At 40.2% G+C, this 23,088-nt stretch carries 20 protein-coding genes; 13 read left to right on the top strand and 7 right to left on the bottom strand.

Features of this window, described 5'->3' with window-relative positions; all coding sequences use genetic code 11:
- The first annotated feature begins 38 nt into the window (after positions 1-38).
- Together ACK4HU_RS10220 and ACK4HU_RS10215 are read left to right on the top strand one after the other, a co-directional pair.
- Entirely contained in the window at positions 39-410 is a 372-nt protein-coding gene (locus ACK4HU_RS10220) for a cupin domain-containing protein (protein WP_409806405.1), read from the top strand.
- A gap of 282 nt (positions 411-692) precedes the next feature.
- Positions 693-1,319, top strand: coding sequence for a tetratricopeptide repeat protein (locus tag ACK4HU_RS10215; protein ID WP_409806402.1), 627 nt, complete (start codon positions 693-695; stop codon positions 1,317-1,319).
- Positions 1,320-1,627: 308 nt separating this feature from the next.
- Here ACK4HU_RS10215 and ACK4HU_RS10210 read toward each other — a convergent pair whose 3' ends face one another.
- The gene (locus ACK4HU_RS10210) at positions 1,628-2,539 is read right to left on the bottom strand and encodes a RimK family alpha-L-glutamate ligase (protein ID WP_409806399.1); all 912 of its coding nucleotides are present in this window, start codon (positions 2,537-2,539) and stop codon (positions 1,628-1,630) included.
- Positions 2,540-3,055: 516 nt separating this feature from the next.
- Between ACK4HU_RS10210 and ACK4HU_RS10205 the strand changes: the two genes are divergently transcribed.
- Positions 3,056-3,808 (top strand): polyprenol monophosphomannose synthase, encoded by a 753-nt coding sequence (locus tag ACK4HU_RS10205; protein WP_409806396.1) that lies wholly within the window; start codon positions 3,056-3,058, stop codon positions 3,806-3,808.
- On the opposite strand, the gene ACK4HU_RS10200 is transcribed toward ACK4HU_RS10205, so the two are convergent.
- Positions 3,786-5,003, bottom strand: coding sequence for an ABC transporter permease (locus ACK4HU_RS10200; protein ID WP_409806394.1), 1,218 nt, complete (start codon positions 5,001-5,003; stop codon positions 3,786-3,788). The two genes, ACK4HU_RS10205 and ACK4HU_RS10200, sit on opposite strands and share 23 nt — an antisense overlap.
- Positions 5,004-5,042: 39 nt before the next feature.
- Between ACK4HU_RS10200 and ACK4HU_RS10195 the strand changes: the two genes are divergently transcribed.
- The 9 genes from ACK4HU_RS10195 to ACK4HU_RS10155 all read left to right on the top strand — a co-directional run bounded on the left by ACK4HU_RS10195 (position 5,043) and on the right by ACK4HU_RS10155 (position 14,639).
- Positions 5,043-6,221: an exo-beta-N-acetylmuramidase NamZ domain-containing protein gene (locus tag ACK4HU_RS10195; RefSeq protein ID WP_409806392.1), complete on the top strand. Its 1,179-nt coding sequence runs from the start codon at positions 5,043-5,045 to the stop codon at positions 6,219-6,221.
- Between the two features lie 29 nt (positions 6,222-6,250).
- The gene (locus ACK4HU_RS10190; protein ID WP_409806389.1) at positions 6,251-7,126 is read left to right on the top strand and encodes a DNA-methyltransferase; all 876 of its coding nucleotides are present in this window, start codon (positions 6,251-6,253) and stop codon (positions 7,124-7,126) included.
- Positions 7,095-8,051, top strand: a complete 957-nt coding sequence (locus ACK4HU_RS10185; protein WP_409806386.1) for an XcyI family restriction endonuclease — start codon at positions 7,095-7,097, stop codon at positions 8,049-8,051. The genes ACK4HU_RS10190 and ACK4HU_RS10185 overlap by 32 nt, the downstream gene beginning before the upstream one ends.
- Before the next feature lie 496 nt (positions 8,052-8,547).
- A complete protein-coding gene (fmt, locus tag ACK4HU_RS10180; RefSeq protein ID WP_409806527.1) occupies positions 8,548-9,471 on the top strand; it encodes a methionyl-tRNA formyltransferase in 924 nt (307 codons plus the stop codon).
- A 76-nt stretch (positions 9,472-9,547) separates the two neighbouring features.
- Positions 9,548-10,408 carry a DUF4412 domain-containing protein gene (locus ACK4HU_RS10175; RefSeq protein WP_409806384.1) on the top strand — a complete coding sequence of 287 codons (861 nt, stop codon included), beginning with the start codon at positions 9,548-9,550 and terminating at the stop codon, positions 10,406-10,408.
- Between the two features lie 173 nt (positions 10,409-10,581).
- A complete protein-coding gene (locus tag ACK4HU_RS10170; RefSeq protein WP_409806381.1) occupies positions 10,582-11,082 on the top strand; it encodes a dihydrofolate reductase in 501 nt (166 codons plus the stop codon).
- 2 nt (positions 11,083-11,084) lie between these two features.
- Entirely contained in the window at positions 11,085-11,870 is a 786-nt protein-coding gene (locus ACK4HU_RS10165) for an SDR family oxidoreductase (protein ID WP_409806378.1), read from the top strand.
- Positions 11,871-11,993: 123 nt separating this feature from the next.
- Entirely contained in the window at positions 11,994-13,250 is a 1,257-nt protein-coding gene (locus ACK4HU_RS10160) for a competence/damage-inducible protein A (protein WP_409806375.1), read from the top strand.
- An 87-nt stretch (positions 13,251-13,337) separates the two neighbouring features.
- Positions 13,338-14,639 (top strand): dihydrolipoamide acetyltransferase family protein, encoded by a 1,302-nt coding sequence (locus tag ACK4HU_RS10155; RefSeq protein WP_409806373.1) that lies wholly within the window; start codon positions 13,338-13,340, stop codon positions 14,637-14,639.
- Positions 14,640-14,679: 40 nt separating this feature from the next.
- Here the strand turns inward: ACK4HU_RS10155 and ACK4HU_RS10150 are convergent, their stop codons facing one another.
- Genes ACK4HU_RS10150 through ACK4HU_RS10135 form a run of 4 tightly spaced genes read right to left on the bottom strand, consistent with a single transcriptional unit; the run spans position 14,680 to position 19,224 of the window.
- Positions 14,680-17,532: an ATP-binding protein gene (locus tag ACK4HU_RS10150; RefSeq protein ID WP_409806370.1), complete on the bottom strand. Its 2,853-nt coding sequence runs from the start codon at positions 17,530-17,532 to the stop codon at positions 14,680-14,682.
- On the bottom strand, positions 17,532-18,545 hold the full coding sequence (locus ACK4HU_RS10145; RefSeq protein ID WP_409806367.1) for a PDC sensor domain-containing protein: 1,014 nt from the start codon (positions 18,543-18,545) through the stop codon (positions 17,532-17,534). The genes ACK4HU_RS10150 and ACK4HU_RS10145 overlap by 1 nt, the downstream gene beginning before the upstream one ends.
- Before the next feature lie 23 nt (positions 18,546-18,568).
- The gene (locus ACK4HU_RS10140) at positions 18,569-18,808 is read right to left on the bottom strand and encodes a hypothetical protein (protein WP_409806365.1); all 240 of its coding nucleotides are present in this window, start codon (positions 18,806-18,808) and stop codon (positions 18,569-18,571) included.
- Positions 18,805-19,224 carry an OsmC family protein gene (locus ACK4HU_RS10135; protein ID WP_409806362.1) on the bottom strand — a complete coding sequence of 140 codons (420 nt, stop codon included), beginning with the start codon at positions 19,222-19,224 and terminating at the stop codon, positions 18,805-18,807. The genes ACK4HU_RS10140 and ACK4HU_RS10135 overlap by 4 nt, the downstream gene beginning before the upstream one ends.
- A gap of 206 nt (positions 19,225-19,430) precedes the next feature.
- Between ACK4HU_RS10135 and ACK4HU_RS10130 the strand changes: the two genes are divergently transcribed.
- Positions 19,431-19,583, top strand: coding sequence for a hypothetical protein (locus ACK4HU_RS10130; protein ID WP_409806360.1), 153 nt, complete (start codon positions 19,431-19,433; stop codon positions 19,581-19,583).
- A gap of 30 nt (positions 19,584-19,613) precedes the next feature.
- Here ACK4HU_RS10130 and ACK4HU_RS10125 read toward each other — a convergent pair whose 3' ends face one another.
- Positions 19,614-22,991, bottom strand: a complete 3,378-nt coding sequence (locus ACK4HU_RS10125; protein WP_409806357.1) for a methylmalonyl-CoA mutase family protein — start codon at positions 22,989-22,991, stop codon at positions 19,614-19,616.
- Positions 22,992-23,088: the final 97 nt, after the last annotated feature.

Raw genomic sequence — 23,088 nt, 5'->3', positions numbered from 1 at the left:
AATTCTTATCATCTCTCCTGTTATTAAACAAATCTTTGATGAATCAAGATATGGAAAAAGTCAATCTAAATCAGAAATTCGGGCTTTTCAGCGAGCATTGGTCGCCAAAGATCGCGGGAGAACTCAATGGGCAGCAGGTTAAACTAACAAAGCTTCAAGGTGAATTTGTCTGGCACAAACATGATGAGGAAGACGAGCTTTTCTTTGTGGTCAAAGGCAGCCTTAAAATGGAATTGCGGGATAAGACGATACTCATCGAAGAAAATGAATTCCTGATTGTTCCAAAAGGAATTGAGCATCGACCGGTGGCAAAGGAGGAAGTTTGGTTAATGTTATTTGAACCCGCTTCTACTTTGAATACCGGGGATGCGGAAAGCAACTTGACAAAAAATCATCTCGACTGGATTTAGAATACAAAGAGGCTGTTTTAGAACAGCTTTTTTGCTTTAAAAGAAGTTAAAGACACATATTTTTTTTCAAGTGGCATTTTACTTTTTCTAAATATATTTGTTTATTTCGTTATGAAACGACTCAATCATATATTTACGATATTTTCATCTTTACTTTTATTATTTTCCTGTTCTGATCCAGCAGAAATTGAGGTATTGTATAATTCAGGGAACTATGAAAAGGCGATTTCCGGGATCAATCAAAGGCTATTTTTTCATGTTACTGATATTAAATCATTGCACATGAGAGCTAGATCCTATGAAGAATTGAAGCGACATGATGAGGCTATAGTAGATTATAAACGAATCCTGTCTATTGACAACAATTATTCACAAGCACATGCAGGCATAGGCAAGATCCTATTTGAAAAAGAACAATACACCAAAGCTGAATTATACATTTTAAAAGCTTCCAATATTGACCCGGAAGATTTTGAAATCCTGTACTTGGCAGGGCGCTGTGAATTGATGCTGGAAAAATGGGAAAAGGCTGAACTTTTCCTCAAGCAAGCCGAAAAGATGAACCCGGATTTTGCACCAATTTATTACTACACAGGCATGGCCCGTGCAAGCCGTGGTGATATTTACGGTGCTGCGGCCTCCTTCAATACTTATCTCAAAAAAGAGCCAAACAACATTGTAGCTCGCTATAATCGTGGTTTTGCAATGCTAAAGATTGGCTATCTCAATTGGGCTTTGGAAGATTTCGATTTTGTATTGAAAAACAATCCGGATCATTACGAGGCACTTGGAAAAAAGGGAATCTGTCTTGCCAAGATGGGTAATCCTGAAGGTTGCGGTCTGATTCGAGAAGCTGCTAAGAGAGGAAGTGATTACGCAAGTAGCAGAATGGAGGAATTTTGTTCTTAAAAAAGCTTTAGCTTTTTCTCTATAGGCAAAAAACTCCGCTGCCTCTGCGTCTCAGTGGTAAAAAAACAGATCGTGCCTTCAGCACTCTAACCTTGACCATTCCCATTTAACCCAGCATTCCATACTGGGCTATTACGGGACGTGCCGTTGGCACTTTTAAGTCCTCAAAACCAATTACTCATTTCCCTCTTTGTGGTGAAAAATCTTTGCGTGACTTTGCGAACTCCTTGCGGTTAAAAAAAGTGCATAAGGCAGTTTAGGATTGGAGTTTAAACCGACATTCCTTTTTTGTAAATCATATGTATTTCTTATTCAGGTAGAGCTCCAAAGCCCAAAAGCCGCTCTTTCAATGCCTCCTTATAATTCGGAATGGCATCTTCGGTAAGTGCCAGAAACAAGTACGGTTCGATCAGTTCCAATTCCATCAGATGGAATACTCCTTCGATTTCTACTCCGTCCACTCTTCCATAAAGCGTGTTTGGCGCAAAAGTATTCATCAGTTTCTGGCAAGATTCCAGCATTTCGGGTTTGGGATCAATCACTTGGATCGTTCCACCAAAATAATGCTGTACCCGAAAATCTGACTTTGCAGGAGTTTTGAGTACTGCATGCGAAAATTTTCCATTGAAAAAGAGGAGCGAATATTCTCCCACCTCAGCCACTTCTGAAACGTAAGGCTGTACAAGAAAATCTTCCTCTTGAAGCAAGTCTTCAAGTTTTTGGGAATAATTGTCCCACTCGGAAAGCTGGATTTTCAGGGTGTTTTTCGCTCCACCACTTACCAAAGGTTTGACGACAATGGTATCTGATTTTATTTTTTCCCGGATCAAATTCAAATCGGGTTTTGATTCCGCTTCCAGAATCAAACCTGAAATCACGGGGAAGCCTTTTTCCTCAATTTCTAATAAATACTCTTTGGAAGAGTTCCATAAAATCGTGTCTAAACTATTCCAGACAGGGATATTCAGCGTTTTCATTTTCTCAATCCAATCCAGAAACTCAGGATAATAGTCGAAATAATCCCAAACAGATTTGATCAAAAGCGTTGAAAAATTCTCCCATTCCACATCTGGGTCAGACCAAATCACAACTTCATGGGAAATGCCAAGTTCAGTCAAAACATCTGAAAGGATTTTGTCCTCATCGACAGTTTCTGTATCATAGGCTCCAATTGAAAAATAACTAACGATCGCTACGTGGCGGGGCATTTGTGGGGTCATTTGATCCGGATTTTATAAAAGTAATTTTAGCAGTACAGAACTTCGTGAACAATTACTGGAGTGTTTTTATGAATTAGGTCTTTTTGTTTACCTTCTAAGATTGACAATTGAAGATCGGCTGTTTTTGTCCAAACTACTTTGCGTTTAGCCATTCAAGATTCCTTTTTTCGATTGCCTCTTGAGAAATAAGCCTTCCATTTAAGATATCCTCCTCGCTCATTTCCAGCATGATTTTCTGGTCAGAAGTTAGACTCTTAACTTCTATCTTCTTGGTGTTGCTAGAAATAATTCTGTCTAATGCTTCAAAAAGTCCTTGTTTTGGATAGAAAGAATTTTATCAATCAATCCATTTCTGATATTTTCAATTGTAGGCATATTTTTATTTTCTAGATTCTCCAAAATTCAGAAATGCATTCGAGCTTTCCAATTGAAACAAAACTAGCTTTTAAGCAAAATTCATCTCGACCACTCTTCAAAAATCGCAGCTAAATCTTACTTTTGCCCATTGACTGCACTATGGACCACCGAAAACTCGTCATCATTCCAACTTTCAACGAACTGGAGAACATCAGTGAAATGGTTCAAGCAGTTATGGAATTGGAAGGCAGTTTTGAGCTTTTGGTCATCGATGACGGTTCACCCGATGGTACAGCTACTGTCGTCAAAACCCTGCAATCTACTTATCTTGATCAGCTTCACCTTATAGAACGAAAGGGGAAACTAGGATTAGGGACTGCCTACATCACCGGTTTCAAATGGGCCTTGGAGCGGTCTTACGATTTCATTTTTGAAATGGACTGTGATTTTTCTCACGACCCGAAAGATTTGATTCGACTCTATGATGCTGTGAAAGAGCGGAATTTCGACCTTGCAATCGGCTCTCGATACATCACAGGAGTGAATGTGGTCAACTGGCCCATCGGCAGAGTCTTGATGTCATACTTTGCTAGCGTGTATGTGAAGTTTATCACCGGACTTCCAATCAAAGATGCCACAGCAGGTTTCAAATGTTATCATCGCAGTGTGTTGGAAGGTATTCTCTTGGACGAAGTGAAATTCATAGGTTATGCCTTTCAGATCGAAATGAAATTCACAACCTGGAAACTTGGATTCAAGATCATTGAAGTGCCAATTATTTTCACTGACCGGACTAAAGGCACTTCCAAAATGAGTAGAGGGATCTTCAAAGAAGCTGTCTTAGGAGTGATTTGGATGAAAATCAAGAGTGTTTTTTCTCCCTACAAACTCAATCAAATCGGATCGACTTGATCGGATCAACTTTGGAAATCACTAAAACCGGAATCCAAAGCACAATAGCCGTCAAAAGAGCAATCCCAACATTAAGCCATATGAATACTGGCCAATTCCACTCAATCGGAACATAACCCATGTAGTAACTAGCTGCATCCAGCGGTACCAATTTGAATTGGTCTTGCAAAAACCCGATTCCAAGTCCAAAAAGATTTCCCAGAAGCAATCCCCTGCCCAAAATTTTCATACCGTTCCAAAAGAAAATTCGCCTCACCTGAGCATTTCTTGCTCCCAATGCTTTAAGCAACCCAATCATTTGAGTTCGCTCCATGATCAGAATAAAAAGTATAGCACCCATGTTGAAAATCGCCACGAAGCCGATTAATGAAATGAATACAACCACATTGGTATCGAGCAATGATAGCCAATCAAAAATCTCCAAAAACCGATCCTGACTGTCGATGAGCTTTAGGTTGAGATCCATTTCCTGTTCGATCAAAGGAAAGTAAGTCGCAGTCTTTTTCGGATTGTCAACAAAAATCTCCAAGCCACCTACCTGATCAGCAGTCCAGCCATTCAGATTTCGGATGGTCTGCAGTTCGCCAATCACGATTTTCTCATCGAAGTTTTCCAAGTAAGTTTCAAATATCCCCACCACTTCTACCCTTCTGAATCTAGGCGGATCCTGGACAAAATAGAGCGTTACCTTGTCTCCAACCTTCAGCAGCAACTTATTCGCAATAAACTTGCTCAGTAAAACCTCATTGCTCGTGCCAGAATCAGGCAAATGCAACATTCGTCCCTCCGTCAGATACTTTGCGAAAGAAAGTGTGTCAAAATCCCGACCCACTCCTTTGACCAAAACACCTTCTACCTCCTCATCACCTTTGAGCAAAGCTGCTTTATGTGCGAAAGATTGAATTCTAGTGAGAAATGGCAGGTTTTTTGACTTTTGAGCAAATTCGGAATTAAGTGAAAAAGGAGCTTCCTCGAAAGCGTTGCTCATTTGAAAGCGCTGAACCTGAAAGTGCCCAGTAAATCCGAAAACACGGTCCGAAACTGTGCTTTGAAAGCCACCCAAGACCATGATTGCCAAGATTGAAACACCGAGTCCCAAGGCTAAACTTCCGACAGCAATCCGATGAATAGTACCCGAAAATCCTCCGGCCTGTCTGAAGCTGATTCTTTTGGCAATGAAATAGGAAAGGTTCAAGGGCTTGATTTAATTTGTTCAAAATCCCCGCAAAATAGCATGAAGCAAACGAAAAATTCATTCCTGATTTACTTTTTGGTTTTTTCTCTTTTCCATTGCCACCCAAAATTGTCAGAAGCACAACAGCCTATATTGACTGGTGCGGAACAGTCTGAACTCTATCTCCCACTTCTTGAGGGAAAAAGAGTCGGTTTTGTCGGAAATCAAACCAGCATTATGCCTCAGTCAGCAAACAAACATGTGGTTGATTTTCTTTTGGAAAAAGGCGTTCAGGTGAAAAAAGTTTTTGTGCCAGAACATGGATTCCGAGGAACTGCAGATGCCGGGGAGAAAGTCGATAATAGCATTGATCAAAGAACCGGCTTACCGATAGTTTCACTTTATGGAAATAACAAAAAACCATCAGCGGCGCAAATTGCAGACCTTGATGTGGTGATTTTCGACCTTCAAGACGTAGGAACACGCTTTTTCACCTACATCAGCACGATGCACTATGTGATGGAAGCTTGCGCAGAGCAAGGCAAAAAGGTCATTATCTTCGATCGTCCTAATCCAAATGGTGGATATATCGATGGGCCGATGCTCAAGCCGGGCTTCGAATCATTCGTCGGAATGCATAACATCCCGATTGTCCATGGTTTAACCGTAGGCGAACTGGCCAAGATGATCAATGGAGAAAAATGGCTGAAAGGTGGTTTGACAGTGGATCTTGAAGTGATTCCTGTGACAAACTGGAATCGGCAAATGGCATACAGCCTTCCAGTAAAGCCTTCACCTAACTTGCCCACCGATCTAGCTATCAAGCTTTACCCAAGCACTTGCCTTTTCGAGGGCACAGTCGTTTCCTTGGGTCGAGGCACCTACTTCCCTTTCCAAGTTTATGGATATCCTGATCCCAAATTCGGCGATTTCCAATTCACACCTGTCAGCATTGATGGCATGTCCAAAACACCACCGCTTCAGGACAAACTTTGCTATGGGAGAGACTTAAGAGGAGAATCAATGGATCATCAGTTTACCCTGGAATATCTCCTCGAAGCCTACTACAAATCCGGGATGAGGGAGAAATTCTTCAATAATTACTTTAATACTTTGGTCGGAACGGATGAGCTTAAAAAGCAGATTCTTGCGGGGAAAAGTGAATCAGAGATTCGAGAAAGCTGGAAGGCTGGATTGAAGGAATTTGAGGGGAAAAGGGAAAAGTATTTGATATACTAACAATTAATTATGAATTCGTAATTTACAACATGCTTTTAGAAAAATTTGAGGAACAGGATTTAAACATCGACTTAAAAAAAAGCCAAATAATCTTAGGCGATTCGAGGAAAATTATTGAATCATTACCCAATAATTTTTACTCGAGTTGCATAACTAGTCCACCCTATTGGGGACTTAGAGATTATGGATATTTTGGTCAAATAGGAGCGGAAAATGACATCAATGATTACATAAGTAGTTTGGTTGATGTCTTCAGAAAGATTAAGGGGAAATTAAAAGATAATGGTACTCTTTGGATCAACATTGGAGATTCTTACACTAGCGGAAATAGATCTTGGAGAGCAGAAGATAAAAAAAATCCGGCAAGAACAATGAGTTATAGACCACCCACTCCCAAAGGACTAAAGCCAAAAGACTTAATTGGACTTCCATGGAGATTAGCGTTTGCTCTTCAAGCCGATGGATGGTATTTACGTTCGGACATAATTTGGCACAAACCAAATTGCCAACCAGAATCTGTCAAAGATAGACCTACTCAATCTCATGAGTATATATTTTTACTTTCTAAATCAGAAAAATACTTTTTTAATCAAGAAAGTATAAAAGAGCCGTCAGTTGATCAAAAAAAATCTAGAAATAAACGAAGTGTCTGGTCAATTAATACTGAACCTTTCTCTGGAGCTCATTTTGCTACTTTCCCTGAAGAATTGGTAAAACCAATGATCTTAGCCTCATCATTAGAAGGTGAATTCATATTAGATCCATTTTTTGGATCTGGTACGGTGGGTGTTGTTTGTGAAAAATTATATAGGAATTTTCATGGTATAGAATTAAAAGACGAATATATAAGTATTTCAAAAAAAAGAATAGCTAATGAAAAACCAAGCATTAATTTTAAGCACTGAACTTCAAATTAATTTTTTTTATAGACTGAAATTAATAAAGGAACAATACTTTAAAAAATCTCTTACTGCAACAGTTTCAGTTTTAGATATTGAGGAAATTAACAGTGAGCTGTCTAAATTTATCAATAAAAGTTCATTGAACAAATTAGCTGCTCATGGATTAAGAGGAGAATTGTTTTTCTCTTCACCCATCATTCTAAAAACGAATCCATATTTACTAGGATATTATCGTTTACTTTATGGGTTTTCACAAAAAGAATTTTTCAGTAAAGGCCCATTCGGTGGATTCAAATTAATGGAAGAAAAAGGAATACTCTCCAAAACGGCTGCATCAAATCTTGAATTCTTATGCGAAACACTTGCTAAGTGTGGGGAAAATATCGTCAATGGAATTGATGAATTTACTTTTGAAACTATTTCAGATCTTCAACTTCTAACTTTGGGACCTCAATTCAGAGGGTCTAGAAACAATGAGTATGGTCAAATTGCATCTCAAAAGATATTTTATATGATTAAGGAAATCGTTTCCAAAAACATTATTAATTCTACACCAAATAAAATTACTCTAATTAATGATACGGGTAGGGAGGTGGAAATAGCATTTTCTGCAGATCCTGATATAGAAATAACAGAAAAACTCCTTTCTCAAAAGAGAGGGTTGATATCCATAGAAATAAAAGGGGGAAGGGATTATTCTAATATTCACAATAGAATAGGTGAAGCTGAAAAAAGTCACCAAAAAGCGAAAAAAAGAGGCTATTTTGAGTTTATGACAATTTTAAGTGTGGAAATAGACTATTTAAACTTAAGAAGCGAATCACCTACAACAAGTCATTTTTTTAACCTCGATAAGATTTTAGATAATAATTCATCTGAATTTTTAAGTTTTAGAGATATCCTTACATCTATAATAAGTATAAAATAATCTAATTAATAAAACAGAAAATACATTGAGCCCCAAAACTTGGAATACAATCAAGAACGAGATCTATGGAGAAAAGGGAACTCCACGAAGAAATGGTCTTGATCGCGATTTTGAATCCCTCAAAATCAGACTGAAACTATTGGAAATACCTTAAAGCCAAGCTCAAGAAAGATGGAAGTCAAGTGGTTAGTCTTACTACCCAGTTGAAATTACTTTCTCCTGACGGAAAAAACACTTGTCTGACATGCTCCACTACGAGGGCATTATCGCTTTAGGAAAAACTTTTCCCGGCATCAAGGGCTGTTCTTCGGAATTTGCAATTCCGAAGCAGTATTATAGGATTTCTAATCCGACAAAACTAGTCTCAGGATTCCCAAACATTCGGACAATAAATCCCAAGAAACAAAAATCCTTAAAATACCTTTGGGATACTCAAATCTCAAATTTCAAATTTCAAATATTGAACACCGAACACTGAAAGTCGAATAACGAAGTGATAGAAAAGGATCTTAGAATAATTTACATGGGCACCCCGGAATTTGCCGTGCCAGCACTGGAAAAATTGGTGGAAGCAGGTTGGAATGTGGTCGGTGTCCTCACCGCGCCGGACAAACCACAAGGCCGAGGACAGAAACTCGTAGGTTCGCCTGTAAAGCAAGCCGCTGAAAAGCTTGGACTCCACATCCTGCAACCTACAAACCTGAAAAACCCGGAATTCCAGCAGGAATTAAAGGATCTAAATGCTGATCTTCAAATCGTCGTCGCCTTTCGAATGCTGCCGGAAGCTGTTTGGAATATGCCGCCTTTGGGCACATTCAATCTCCATGCCTCTCTCCTACCCAACTACCGGGGTGCCGCACCTATCAATTGGGCGATCATCAATGGAGAGAAGGAAACCGGTGTTACAACATTTTTCCTCAAGCATGAGATCGATACGGGAAGCATTATTTATCAGGAAAAAATCACAATCTATCCTGAAGACGATCTCGGGACGGTTTATGAAAAATTGATGACCATCGGTGCGGATTTGGTTGTCAAAACTGTAGAAGCAATTTCGAAAGACGAAGTCAATCCGAGTATTCAGGATGAATCTCAAGCACTCCATCACGCCCCTAAAATTTTCAAAGAAACCTGCAAAATCGACTGGACGAAATCAGCCGAATCCATTCACAATTTGGTAAAAGGACTTTCTCCCTATCCTGCTGCTTGGACGGAATTTCAGGATAAAACCTGCAAGATTTTTAAGACCGCTTTCAGCGAAGAAGATCTGCTCGGCAAACAGTCAGGCGACTGGGAAACGGACGGTAAAACCTTTCTGAAATTCCAAACTGGCTCAGGAATCTTGGAGATTTTGGAACTCCAGCTGGAAGGGAAAAAGCGAATGAAAACAGATGAATTACTGCGAGGGCTTAAATTTTAAGCCTTTTTTTTAGTACTTTACTTTTGTATCTAATTCATTTTTAGGAAATTGAATCAAATTTTTAACCATAACTTTTATGAAAAACTCAATTATAATTCTAATGGTTTTCGCCGGAACCTTATTAGCAACCCCTTCCCAAGCGCAACTTTTGAAGAAAATCCAGAATGCTGCAGCCCAAGGAGTAGAAAACGCAGCTACAAAAAGAGCGAGTGAGGCCTCAGAAAGGAAAACCAATGAAGCAATTGATGGGATGTTTGGTGGAATGATGAAACCTGCACCTACTGAAGCCGAATACGATTTCACCGGATACATGGTGATGGAAATAATAACTACCGATAAAAAAGGAAAAAAAGAAGATCCGGTGAATATGCAATATTTACTTTCGAATAATTCCGAATTTATGGGTATGGAGTTTAAAGACCCCAAAAGACCTGGGAGTTCAACAACCTCTATTATGGACACCAAAAATCAAGCTATGGTCATGCTAATGGAAGATAAAGGCGAAAAGTCAAGCTTTGCAATTAAACTGGACTATGATAAAATTCAAGGAATGGTCGATGAAGAACTTGAGGACCAGGCTGAGGACACTAATTATAAAATAACCAAAACAGGAAATAAGAAGACTATTTTGGGATACAATTGTGAAGAATACGAAGTCACTTCTGATGATGGAAGCGGTATTTATTGGATCACCGAAAAACCCATTGATGGACTGTCCATTTTTTCCCCACAGAGCAATCCAATGGTGTCCAATAAGACGATGGACCGGTATAGCTCCATGTTTTCAAATGCTCCAAAAGGTAGTTTTATGGAAATGCTTTTTACCGATAAGGATGGATCAAAGACAGATATGAAAGTGATCGAAATCCAAACCAACAGTCCGCGAAAATTCAATATGGCCGAATTTCCAAACCCCATGGCAAATGCCGGTAATTAATTGTTAAAAAGGGCAGTTTTTCTGCCCTTTTTCATTTTTTACATACTAAAGACTGGTAACTTCAAGCCAAACATTGAAGTCCTGTGCAAATCGAGCTTGACGAAAAACGTCAGTTGAAATTCAACTCTTGCTTCTGAGAGATTCGTTCTGGCCGATAAATCAATTACAAACAGATGCAAATCACATTAATCGTAGCCAAAGCAAAAAACAACGTCATCGGCAAAGACAATCAGCTTATCTGGAAACTATCCTCCGACCTTAAAAGATTCAAAACTCTGACTTCCGGACATTACATCTTGATGGGTAGAAAAACCTTTGAATCTTTGGGGAAGCCACTTCCAAACCGAACTCATTTAATCATCACTCGAAACTCTGATTATCAAGTTCCTGAGGGTCATTATGCTTTTCAATCTGTAGAGGAGGCGTTTATTTTTTGCAACAAAAAAGACATAGAACAACTTTTCATAATCGGAGGAGGGCAGATTTACGAGGAGACAATCAACATGTGTGACTGTTTGGAAATCACGGAAGTAGAAGCTGAACCTAAAGGAGACACCTTCTTTCCCGAGATCAATCCAAAGATTTGGAAAGAAGTGGAGCGGGAAAGCTTTCCTGCCGATGAGAAAAATGAATTTGCCTTTGATTTCGTTACATACGAGAAAATTAAAAATTAACCATGCCAAAATCAGTTATTTGGATCACTGGAGCATCTTCCGGAATTGGTGAAGCTACCGCAAAAAAGTTTTCAAAAGAAGGTTTTCAAGTGATTATCTCCGCCAGAAATGAAGGCGAGCTCAACCGAGTGAAGCTTGAATGCTCAAATCCCTCAGAGGTTCGGGTATTGCCATTGGATTTGGTGGAAATCAATACTTTCAAAGAAAATGTAAACCAAGCCATTTCATTTTTTGGAAAGGTGGATATCGTACTTCACAATGGTGGAATCAGCCAACGATCTTTAATCAAAGAAACTGGTTTAGAAGTCGATCGAAAACTAATGGAGGTCAATTTTTTTGGAACTGTAGCATTAACAAAAGCAATATTACCTCATTTTATCTCCCAGAAATCCGGGCAATACGCAATAGTGAGTTCTCTGGTTGGAAAGTTCGGATCACCGTATCGCTCCTCTTATGCAGCCTCTAAGCACGCACTTCACGGTTTCTTTGATACGTTGAGAGCGGAGCATTTTCAGGATAATATCGCTGTTACCATGATTTGTCCCGGTTTTATCCGCACCAATGTTTCCATCAATGCCATCACCGCCGATGGAAGTACACTTGGAAAAATGGACGAGGCCCAAGAAAAAGGAATGAGTCCGGAGAATTGTGCAGCCGAAATTTTCTCAGCTGTTACTCGAAAAAAGGAAGAAGTCTATATCGGGGGTAAGGAAACTTTTTCAGTTCATCTCAAACGATTCTTACCAAGTATTTTTTCCAAAGTCATCAAAAAAGCTAAAGTCAGATAAAAATAGGCTGGCAGCCTGCCCGCGGAAGGCGGATCGGGATCAGAAGACCGAAGAAAGGAAAAACCAATTATTGCGCACTTCCAATTACACATTCTAGTTCTAAAAAATAAATTTTACACGGGAATGCAACTCGTAAAAGCAGAAATTATAGCCATCGGAGACGAATTGCTCTATGGACAAATAGTAGATACCAATTCTCATTGGATCAGTCAAGAACTTGATCTGATGGGCGTGAAGGTTGTAAGGAAAACAACGGTTGGTGATAACAGAACTGACATCCTTTCGGCATTTGGAGAAGCAGAAAAACGTGCTGATATCGTGTTAATTACCGGTGGACTGGGACCAACTCAGGATGATTTGACCAAGCCGCTTTTAGCCGAATATTTCGGATGTGATATCGTGGAGGTTCCTGCCGCAGTCGAGGCTGTCACCTCTTTTTTCAAGAAAAGAGGACGAGAAATGACGCCGCTGAATATTCTTCAAGGCCATCTCCCCTCCTGCTGCACCTATGTGCCAAATGAAGTCGGTACGGCACCGGGAATGTGGTTTGAGCAAAATGGAGCCTTTTGGATGTCTATGCCGGGAGTGCCTCATGAGATGAAAAAACTCATGAAGGACTTTGTTCTCCCAAAACTCCCAAGCCTTTTCACCCTTCCTATCATTTTCCACAAAGTCATCAAAACCGTTGGTATTGGAGAAAGTTGGCTGGCAGACTTGATCAAGGATTGGGAAAATTCACTTCCTGAACATATCAGACTGGCCTATTTACCTTCACTTGGACACGTGAAACTCCGTCTGACTGGATTTGGTGACGACAAGTCCAAATTGGAACGGGAGATTGATCATTTGATTGATGTCATCTTGCCGACAATAGGCAAGTATGTTTATGGTTATAATGAGGAATCATTAGAAACTGCTATTGGAAAGCTTTTGAAGCAAAATGGGAAAACTGTAGCTTTGGCAGAGAGCTGTTCGGGAGGTTATATTTCACATTTGATTACTTCAATTCCCGGAAGTTCCCATTATTTCCAAGGGGGAGTTATTCCATACCAAAATCAGTTCAAGGAAAAAGTCCTTGGCGTCAAGTCGGAAACTTTGAGAAAACATGGTGCTGTCAGTGAAGAAACAGTGCTGGAAATGGCAAAAGGTGTGAGAACACTTTTTAACTCAGACTTCGGTTTATCCAGCAGTGGTATCGCTGGCCCAGAGGGTGGATCTGAGGAAAAACCTGTAGGAACAGTCTGGATTTCTTGCGCCGGAGAAAGCATTAACGAATCAAAAAAGCTACAATTGACCCAAGACCGAATTCTGAATATTCAATTAACCGGCGTTGCTGTTTTGAATTTGCTAAGAATTTGTATCAATCAGAATAACAAATAAAATTTTACTATCAAGGTTTGGGTAGGAGTAAAAGAAAATTTAATTTTAAATCTTGAATTTAAACCCAATTTAATTACCTCAATCACTATGGCCAATGTAGAAATGCTGATGCCCAAAATGGGCGAAAGTATCATAGAAGGAACCATCCTCACCTGGCTAAAAAAGGAAGGAGATTCCATTGATCAGGATGAATCAGTCCTAGAAGTGGCCACTGACAAAGTGGATACTGAAGTTCCTGCTACGCATGCAGGCATTTTAAAAAAGATCCTTGTAAAAGAAGGTGAAGTGGTCGCCGTCGGAGCACCTATCGCTGTGATAGAAACAGCTTCTGAAAATGGAGTAGCTTCCCAACCGAAAAAGGAAACCCCATCTGTAAAGGAAGAACTTGTAGCTAATGCACCTTCAAATACAGCTGCAATACTCCAACAGCCCGAACCCATCAAAGAAACGCCTTCGGAAGACGGTCGGTTTTATTCACCGTTGGTTAAAAGCATTGCCAAGGAAGAAAACATAACTTTTGCTGAACTTTCTAAAATCCCCGGTAGCGGAAAGGAAGGTAGAGTCACAAAGGAAGACATGCTCGCATATCTAAAAAAGCGAACAGAATCTCCTGCACCTTTTCCATTGGATAGATCAATCCCTTCTATTTCAGCACCCAAAGTTCAGGTCAGCATCTCGGCAACGGATGAAATCATAGAGATGGATCGAATGCGAAAGATGATCTCCCAGCGGATGATCGAATCCAAGCGCATCTCGGCACATGTGACCTCATTCGTTGAAGCTGATATGACGAATATTGTGCTTTGGAGAGAGAAAAATAAGCTTGCTTACAAAGCAAAGTACGGTGAAGGGATCACTTTCACTCCATTCTTCATCGAGGCAATCGCTAAAGCAATTCGAGACTTTCCGATGATCAATATTTCAGTGGACGGCGAACGAATCATCAAAAAGAAAGATATCAACGTGGGAATGGCAGTGGCACTTCCTTCAGGGAACCTTATCGTGCCAGTGATAAGAAATGCAGATCAATTGAACTTGGTGGGCATTTCAAAAAAAGTAAATGATCTAGCCAACCGAGCCCGAACAAATAAACTAATTGCCGACGACCTCGCTGGAGGCACCTACACGGTTTCTAATGTTGGTTCCTTTGGAAATGTGATGGGTACGCCGATCATTCCTCAGCCACAAGTCGCCATCATGGCTGTAGGCGCCATTGTGAAAAAGCCTGCTGTAGTAGAAACTCCTACAGGAGATGTGATCGCTATCCGGCACAAGATGTTCCTGTCACACTCTTATGACCACCGAGTGGTAGATGGGGCACTTGGAGGAATGTTTGTGAGACGTGTGGCTGATTATCTCGAGGGATTTGATCTCGATACCGCATTGTGAAAATTTAGAATGGCTCTGGGATTGTTCAGAGCCATTTTACCTATACTTTTTCCTTCACTTTTCTATAATAATACTCCAGCTTATCTGCCAAAGCTGCAAGTCTTATGGGTTTGGTCAGATAATCATCCATTCCTGATTCTAAGGCTTTCTTCTGATCTTCTTCAAAGACGTTGGCAGATAAGCCAATGATAATGATTTGATCAGTTCCTTCCATTTTTCGAATCTCACGAGTAGCCTCTAGTCCGTTCATTACAGGCATTTGAACATCCATCAGAATTACATCAAACTGTTGAATAGTTACCTTCTCCAAAACCTCGGCTCCATTTTTTGCCACCTCAAATTGAAAACCCAATTGCTGAAACATCAGGGTCATCAGTTGCAGATTGAGGTCATTATCCTCAGCAAGTAAAATTCGGAGAGGAAAAACAGCACCCATATCTTTGATATCTTTCCAAGTCAATTGATGGCTTTCAGGGATAAGGTTATTTTCATTGGATTTTTTGACTACGACTGAAAAACTAAATTTAGAGCCTTTGCCGGGTTCACTTACTATCTTTAGCTCGCCTCCCATCAGTTCAATGATTTTCTTCGCAATAGCCAAACCAAGACCTGTTCCCTGATAGGTCCGCGTGTTTGAGCTTTCAACTTGAAAAAATGGGTCAGTAAGATGTTCGAGGTGCTCCTTAGAAATCCCAATTCCAGAGTCTGAGATCTGAAATGATAAAAAGTACAAATTATCATCAATCGGACTGAGTTCCATCTTTACATCGACCGAACCTTCCTCCGGGGTAAATTTGATCGCATTCCCGATCAGATTGAGCAGTACTTGATTAATTTTTCCTTTGTCGGCCTCGAAAAGCAAATTTTCAGAGTTTTCATGATTACTGACAAGATTAATCCTCTTTTTACTTGCAAGACCTGATAATATCTTGATTTGATTTTTCAGCTCTTCCACTGGATCAAAGACCGTAGGCTGAATATCAATTTTACCGGATTCGATTTTTGAGTAATCCAAAATATCACGAATGATATTCAAAAGTGAGTTGCCTGAGTTTTTGATGATCTCCACATATTGTTTTTGGATCTTATTGAGATTGGTACTTTCCAGCAAATCAATGATTCCGAGCAAACCGTTCATTGGAGTTCTGATCTCATGGCTCATATTGGCCAAAAATTCCGATTTTAATCGACTCGCCTGATCTGCTGCATTCATTGCTTCCACCAATCCTTTTTCCCAAATTTTCTGACCGGTTATATCCTTGGAGATAGACATTACCTGATTTTCATCCAATGGAAAAAATCGCATCTCGTAATGCTTATCCCCCATTGAACTATGCCAAACCACATCTTTAGTCTGAATGCTATTAGTCGTTTTAGCAAGATTAAACACGCGAATGATCTCTTCGGCTTGCCCGTGGGGAACAAATTCCAGTAAGGATTTCCCTAAAGTGAATTGTGCAGATGATTGTAGGTTTCTCTTGTCCTGAACGTGAAAATCAAGAACTTTTCCCGTGTTATCATAGATAAATATGGTATCGGGTATACTGTTGATGAGTGTTCTGAGTCTGTTTTCGCTTTGTATCGTTTCTTGCCTAGCGAGGTATTGTTCTGTAATGTCTGTGCAGATTCCGATTCCACCTGAGAATCTTCCCTCCTTATCGAACATTAATTTTTCAAATACCCTAAGCCGTATTTTTTCGCCAGTTGGCTTAGTAAAATCATCCTCCAAATCCACAAAATCTCTTGATTCGTTCAGCGCTTTCTTAGCTTCCTCTTTGATCATATTTGCCTGTAAGTGGACAGAATCAGACCTGAAAGCAACAATAAAATCTTTTTTTGGATGGCCAAGAATGTTTTCAACTTCATCAGATACCTTGGTGATTTCACCTTTGTGATTGTGAAAAAAAACGAATCCTTTAACCTCCTGCAAAAGTAAATTCTGCTGATCAAACAGTCGCGATATCTCATTGATATTGGCATCCTGAAGCTTAATTGAATCGAAATTTCCTTTGAGAGAAATTATAAAAAAGGAGACTGTCCCAATCAAAAGTATCACCACACCAAGAAAAAGTACCAGATAAGTACTATAAAACCCAGAAGTCAAACCTTCCATTGGCATAAAAAATACCAAAGAAGCTGGTTTTTCTGAACCGGCGTAAGAGAATGGATATTGTGCCAATATTCCTGAAAACCCCATTTCTCCACCGTCCTCAGAAACTTCATAGAACCCTTTTAAGCCAAGGTTAATGTCATTTTTGACCAGATTAAAATCATTTTTACTTAATAATACTGATTTTTCTTTTTTCTTAGGCCCGATTGAAATAAGGTTTTGTTCATAAAAAAGATACTTTTCTCCACCCGGATTGAGATAAAAATTAGTAACAAAGTCCTCACTATATTTGGGTATATCCATCGAAAATAATATTCGAATACTGGATTTCCCTTCCAACAGGATTTGAGAACTCCTTATTTTTCGAGGAAAACCCTGTGAAGATTTTTTTCCCAAAAAATCATTTCGCTCCGTCATGGTAAAAATGATAATAGAGTCATTCAAATCAACCCAAATAGAATCGACCAACCTTGGAAAACTTGTGAATGTCCTCCTTGCTACAACTGTAAACTCATCCTGAAGACCAGACTCCTCCAAATAAGGTGCTTCAAGAAACCCAAGCAATAGCTTGGACTCATCCTTGAATCTATTCAAATCCACCTCCAAGCCCCTTGCAGCTAGCTCGGTTTGACTGATCAAAAACTCCTTGCGCGAATCAACTTGTGCATGATAGATTGCATTGAAGAAACTAATCCCCAGTGCAATCACAAGAATCACCAGCAAACTGCCGATGACAGTAATCCGCCAGAAATTAGAGCGATCTATGAAATCTCTAACCTTCATCAGTAATTAGGGAAAACCTCGATAAGATACCATCCAATAGCTTGGAATGGGACACAAACTGCATGTGTCAACCTTGGTTCATTCTTAAATTTAAACCGACCCCGTTTCTGAAGAAGAAATACCTGTGCCATTTCCCTTACTTCTTTGCTTTTGCTGTTGAATAGGTTAAAATCTGAAATCCTGAAATTATCTGACTGGACAGTTTCCCTATACACATGATTTTTTAAGGGGGGTAGACTTAGGCTTTCAATTGCATCAGCTTTTCCGGCCACGATATCACCTTTCTCATTGACCATTACAAACTCCCCTTCTTCGGAATTCAAATAATTTTCGATGATATCGCTGACGGTATAATCTACACCCAATACTGCAAAAAGCTCTGAGCCATCATACACAGGATGCAATAAGGATAAAATCCATCCCTTACCGGCGGGATCTACGTAGGCATCCGATATCCATACCAATCCTTTACCGGGATTATGCTCCAAATCCGCTTCGTAATAAAAATTAAACTTCGTTACATCAATATCCGGATCAACAATGTTTTTGGTATCATAAGAAGGATATACCCTACTTACCTGCATCACAGAATTCGAATAGATCTGTACTGCTAGCGGATTTTTTCTCATAAATGAGGAAAATACACTATCCAGGACATTCGTCAATACTACTTCTTGTTCTGCCTTATTACGATCAGGAGTAGGATTTAAAATAATAATTGAACTCAAAGCGGAATCTTCTCCAGGTTCATTTATCGAAAACGCCCCCTCGTATTGATAGGGATTTGATTTTGCGTTTTTTAAAATAGAAACTTTTTTACTCAAAAGTTCTTCATAAAAATGGGCTACCGTATCCAGTTGAAGGGCCATTTCCATCCCTCCAGCTTCCATCCTTTGAATCAAAGCCTTGACCTTTTCAATTTCCTTCATCTTCACTTCTTGCTCCGAAATATTACAGCCAATACAAAAAATAAATGCAGCGAAGTAAATAAATGAAAAGCTAGACTGACTCATGATTTATTCTGATTTCTGGGAAATTAGAGATTTTCCAGCTGCGAACGAAAAGATATGCCCATTTCGTTGAATCGAAACTTTACTTTTTCAAAAAAATCGCCAGACATAAAAGAATCCAGTTCTTTCTCTTCCAAAATATCAGTTTCGCTTAGCTTAAAAGTCTGCTCCATTGGGCCAAGCTCAAACTTGAGAATATATTTATTGTTCCAGGAGAAAATACTAATCCGTATTTCCTCCTGAATCAGTTCTTTGACGACTCTCATTCGGGTCTTCGGACTTCTGATTTGTAAGTGATTGTCGACTTAAGAGTTGAAGCTACTGAGCAATATTTGTCGACTGAAAGTGCTACCACTTTTTCAAATTCCTCCGATGTCGCATCAGGAGACACCAATACAAAATTCAATTGGATGTCTGTGTAAAATGCAGGAATTCCATCATTCCGAGTCCCTTCTGCTTCTACAAAAAAATCAACAATTTCCCTGCGCTTTTTCTTCATCATCAACACCGCATCCACCGAAGCACAGCCTCCCAAAGCTGATAGCAGCAAATCCATCGGAGACTGGGCATGCTTATGCTCAGGATCATACATATCGATATTGACGACATTTCCTTGAGGATTACGAGCTTCATACTCCAAATCCGCTTTCATGCGGACAGTAATGTTTCTTTTATTTGACATTTTGATTTACGATTTACGGTTTTTGATTTACGACGTTTAGACTAAATTCAGAACAAGTATTTGATTTTTGGAGCTGGTTGTGCTGCTTCTCCCGAGGCAGCACTTACTAATTAAATATCCTGCTTCTGGAGAAGCAGGACTTTTTACCTCTTACCACTAACTACTTACTCTGGTTGTGTTGCTTCTCCCGAAGCAGTCCAAAGTTATTGAACACCTCTGGTTGTGCTGCTTCTCCCGAAGCAGCACTTAGTATTGAACCTGAATATCCTGCTTCTGAAGAAGCAGGACTTTTTTACCTCTTACCACTAACTACTTACTTTTTACTTCTGACTCATTACGTCTTCCGTCTCCTATCTTGATACTTATGTCTTGATACTAATATCTTTAGTTTACATATTCCTCCTGTACTGCCCACCTACTTCATACAATGCATTGGTGATTTGGCCCAAAGAACAATATTTAGCCGCTTCCATCAATCTCCTGAACACATTTTCATTCTTCACTGCGGCGATTTTTAGCGCATTCAATTGTTCGTGCTCCAAACCTTCATAAGTCTTATGCAAGTTCTTCAAAGTCTGAATCTGAGCTTCTTTTTCCTCAGGATTCGCTCGAATGACTTCGCCGGGTGTAACAGTAGGAGAACCATCAGAGGAAAGGAATGTATTCACGCCAATTATCGGGAATTCTCCGGTATGCTTCAGCATTTCATAATGAAGACTTTCTTCCTGAATTTTGCCACGCTGGTACATCGTTTCCATTGCTCCGAGCACTCCGCCTCTTTCCGTAATTCGGTCAAATTCAACATAAACTGCTTCCTCCACAAGGTCAGTCAACTCTTCAATAATAAAGGCTCCTTGAAGAGGATTTTCGTTTTTCGTCAAACCCAGTTCCTTATTGATAATCAACTGGATAGCCATCGCTCTACGAACTGAAGCTTCAGTTGGCGTTGTGATTGCTTCGTCATAAGCATTGGTATGAAGTGAATTACAATTGTCATAAATCGCATACAAAGCCTGAAGCGTAGTTCGGATATCGTTGAAGTCGATTTCCTGCGCATGGAGCGATCGTCCAGAGGTCTGAATATGGTATTTCAACATCTGTGCTCGTTCATTTGCACCGTATTTCAACTTCATAGCTTTCGCCCAGACTCTTCTTGCCACCCTTCCGATCACGGCATACTCCGGATCGATTCCATTGGAAAAAAAGAAGGATAGATTCGGTGCAAAATCATTGATATTCATTCCTCGGGACACATAATACTCCACGTAAGTAAACCCGTTGGAAAGTGTCAAGGCGAGTTGGGTAATCGGATTGGCACCTGCCTCAGCGATATGATAGCCAGAGATGGAAACAGAATAGAAATTTCGGACTTTCTGATCAATGAAATATTGCTGAACATCTCCCATTAGTCTCAATGAGAATTCAGTGGAGAAAATACATGTATTCTGGGCTTGATCTTCTTTCAAAATATCCGCTTGGACAGTTCCCCGCACTTTGGAAAGCGTATCCGCTTTTATCTTTTCATAAATCTCACCAGGCAAAACCCGATCTCCAGTCACCCCGAGAAGCATGAGGCCTAGGCCATTGTTGCCTTCAGGAATTACTCCATTGTAAGATGGTCTTGGAAGTCCTTTATCCTTGAAAATCGCATCAATTTTCGCATTGATTTCTTCTACCAATCCATTGGCTTTGATGTAAACTTCGCATTGCTGATCGATCGCTGCATTCATAAAAAATGCTGTCATCGTTGCTGCAGGACCATTGATCGTCATGGAGACGGATGTCATCGGATCGACCAGATTGAAACCTGAATAGAGCTTTTTAGCATCATCCAGGCAACAAATATTCACTCCGGAGTTTCCAATCTTTCCAAAAATGTCCGGTCTGTAATCCGGATCTTCCCCGTACAAAGTTACCGAATCAAAAGCCGTGGAAAGGCGCTTTGCAGGCATTCCTTGAGAAACATAGTGAAAACGCTTATTCGTCCGCTCTGGTCCGCCTTCACCGGCAAACATTCGCGTTGGGTCTTCGCCTTCCCTTTTAAATGGAAAAACTCCAGCTGTGTAAGGAAATTGGCCCGGCACGTTTTCTCTCAAGCCCCACTTTAGCAATTCTCCCCAAGCTTCATACTTTGGAAGAGCAACCTTTGAAATGCGGGAATTGGAAAGTGATAAAGAATAAGTCTGAATTTTGATTTCCTTGTCCCGAACTTTAAAAATGTAAAAGTCATCCTGATACTTAGCAGATTCTGCCGGCCATTCTTCCAGCCATTTCTTGTTTTTAGGGTCCAGGTTGAGTTCGACCTGCGCATATACTTCCTGCAATTCTTTGGTCAAGCGATCCATATCTTCCACTTTGGTGGATTTGATGGCTTCGATGGATTTTTGGATACTGTAGAGTTGCTGTGCAATTTCCTTTTGCTCCTCCACCCACTTATCGTAGTTTCGATTGTTTTCGGTAATCTCGCTCAAGTACCGAGTTCGGGCGGGAGGAATGATGTAAATCTTCTCTGAAGAACCGGCTACGAGCTCTGAAGTACTTTCCCAGCCTTGGAATTTCTCGGCGACTTTTCCAATCAAAGCCCGATAGAGCTGATTCATTCCAGGGTCATTGAATTGAGAAGCGATGGTCCCAAAAACCGGTAGCGTTTCATCCGCCACATCCCATAAGTTGTGATTACGCTTGAACTGTTTTTTCACATCCCGAATCGCATCCAAAGCTCCACGCTTGTCAAACTTGTTGAGCGCAATAACATCGGCAAAATCGAGCATGTCGATTTTCTCCAATTGAGAGGCCGCTCCGTATTCGGGAGTCATCACATACAGCGATAAATCGGAGTGTTCTATGATTTCTGTATCCGATTGCCCAATGCCGGAAGTTTCCAAAATTACCATATCAAAACCTGCGGCCTTCACTGTATCCACAGCATCCTGCACATATTTGGAAAGTGCCAAATTGGATTGTCTAGTTGCTAAAGAGCGCATAAAAACTCGTGGATGATGGATTGCATTCATACGAATCCGATCTCCTAAGAGGGCTCCACCTGTTTTTCGCTTAGAAGGATCAACTGAGATGATTGCCAGTGTCTTATCTTCAAAATCAATAATGAATCTTCTAACCAATTCATCTACTAAAGAAGACTTGCCAGCTCCGCCTGTTCCTGTAATTCCAAGGACTGGAGTTACTGCTGCTTTACTTTGCTTTCTAACAGTTTCTAGCAAAGCCTTTGAGTTTTCCGGGAAGTTTTCGAAAGCAGAAATGGCTCTGGCCACATGTTCTTTTTTGTCCTGAACCAAATCAAAACCTTCCGGTAATTCATCACCGATTGGAAAGTCACATTTCTGCACCAAATCATTGATCATTCCCTGCAATCCCATAGAGCGACCATCATCAGGAGCATAGATTCGGGTTATTCCGTAACCGTGCAGTTCTTTGATCTCTTCGGGAAGGATTGTTCCTCCTCCTCCTCCAAAGATTTTGACATGTCCTGCTCCTCTATCTCGAAGCAAATCATACATGTATTTAAAAAATTCCACATGTCCTCCCTGATAGGAAGTGATTGCGATTGCCTGTACATCTTCCTGAATGGCACAATCCACAATATCTTGCACAGATCTATTGTGCCCGAGGTGAATTACTTCACATCCTGTGGATTGGATAATCCGCCGCATGATATTGATTGCCGCATCGTGTCCGTCAAAAAGTGAGGCTGCGGTGACGATCCGAATATGATTTTTGGGTTTATAAACTTCAACAGGCGTAGTCATGACTTTGGGTTAATATCCTTTGTTTGGTTCAGTTTTTAAGTGCTTTGGAGCTAAAATTATCCTAAGCTTTTATGCTTGCGAATATAACACTTTTAAG

Source organism: Algoriphagus sp. (assembly GCF_046296635.1).
GTDB lineage: Bacteria > Bacteroidota > Bacteroidia > Cytophagales > Cyclobacteriaceae > Algoriphagus.
Note: the sequence above shows the minus strand (reverse complement) of the source record. Positions and strands in the feature narration are given on the sequence as shown.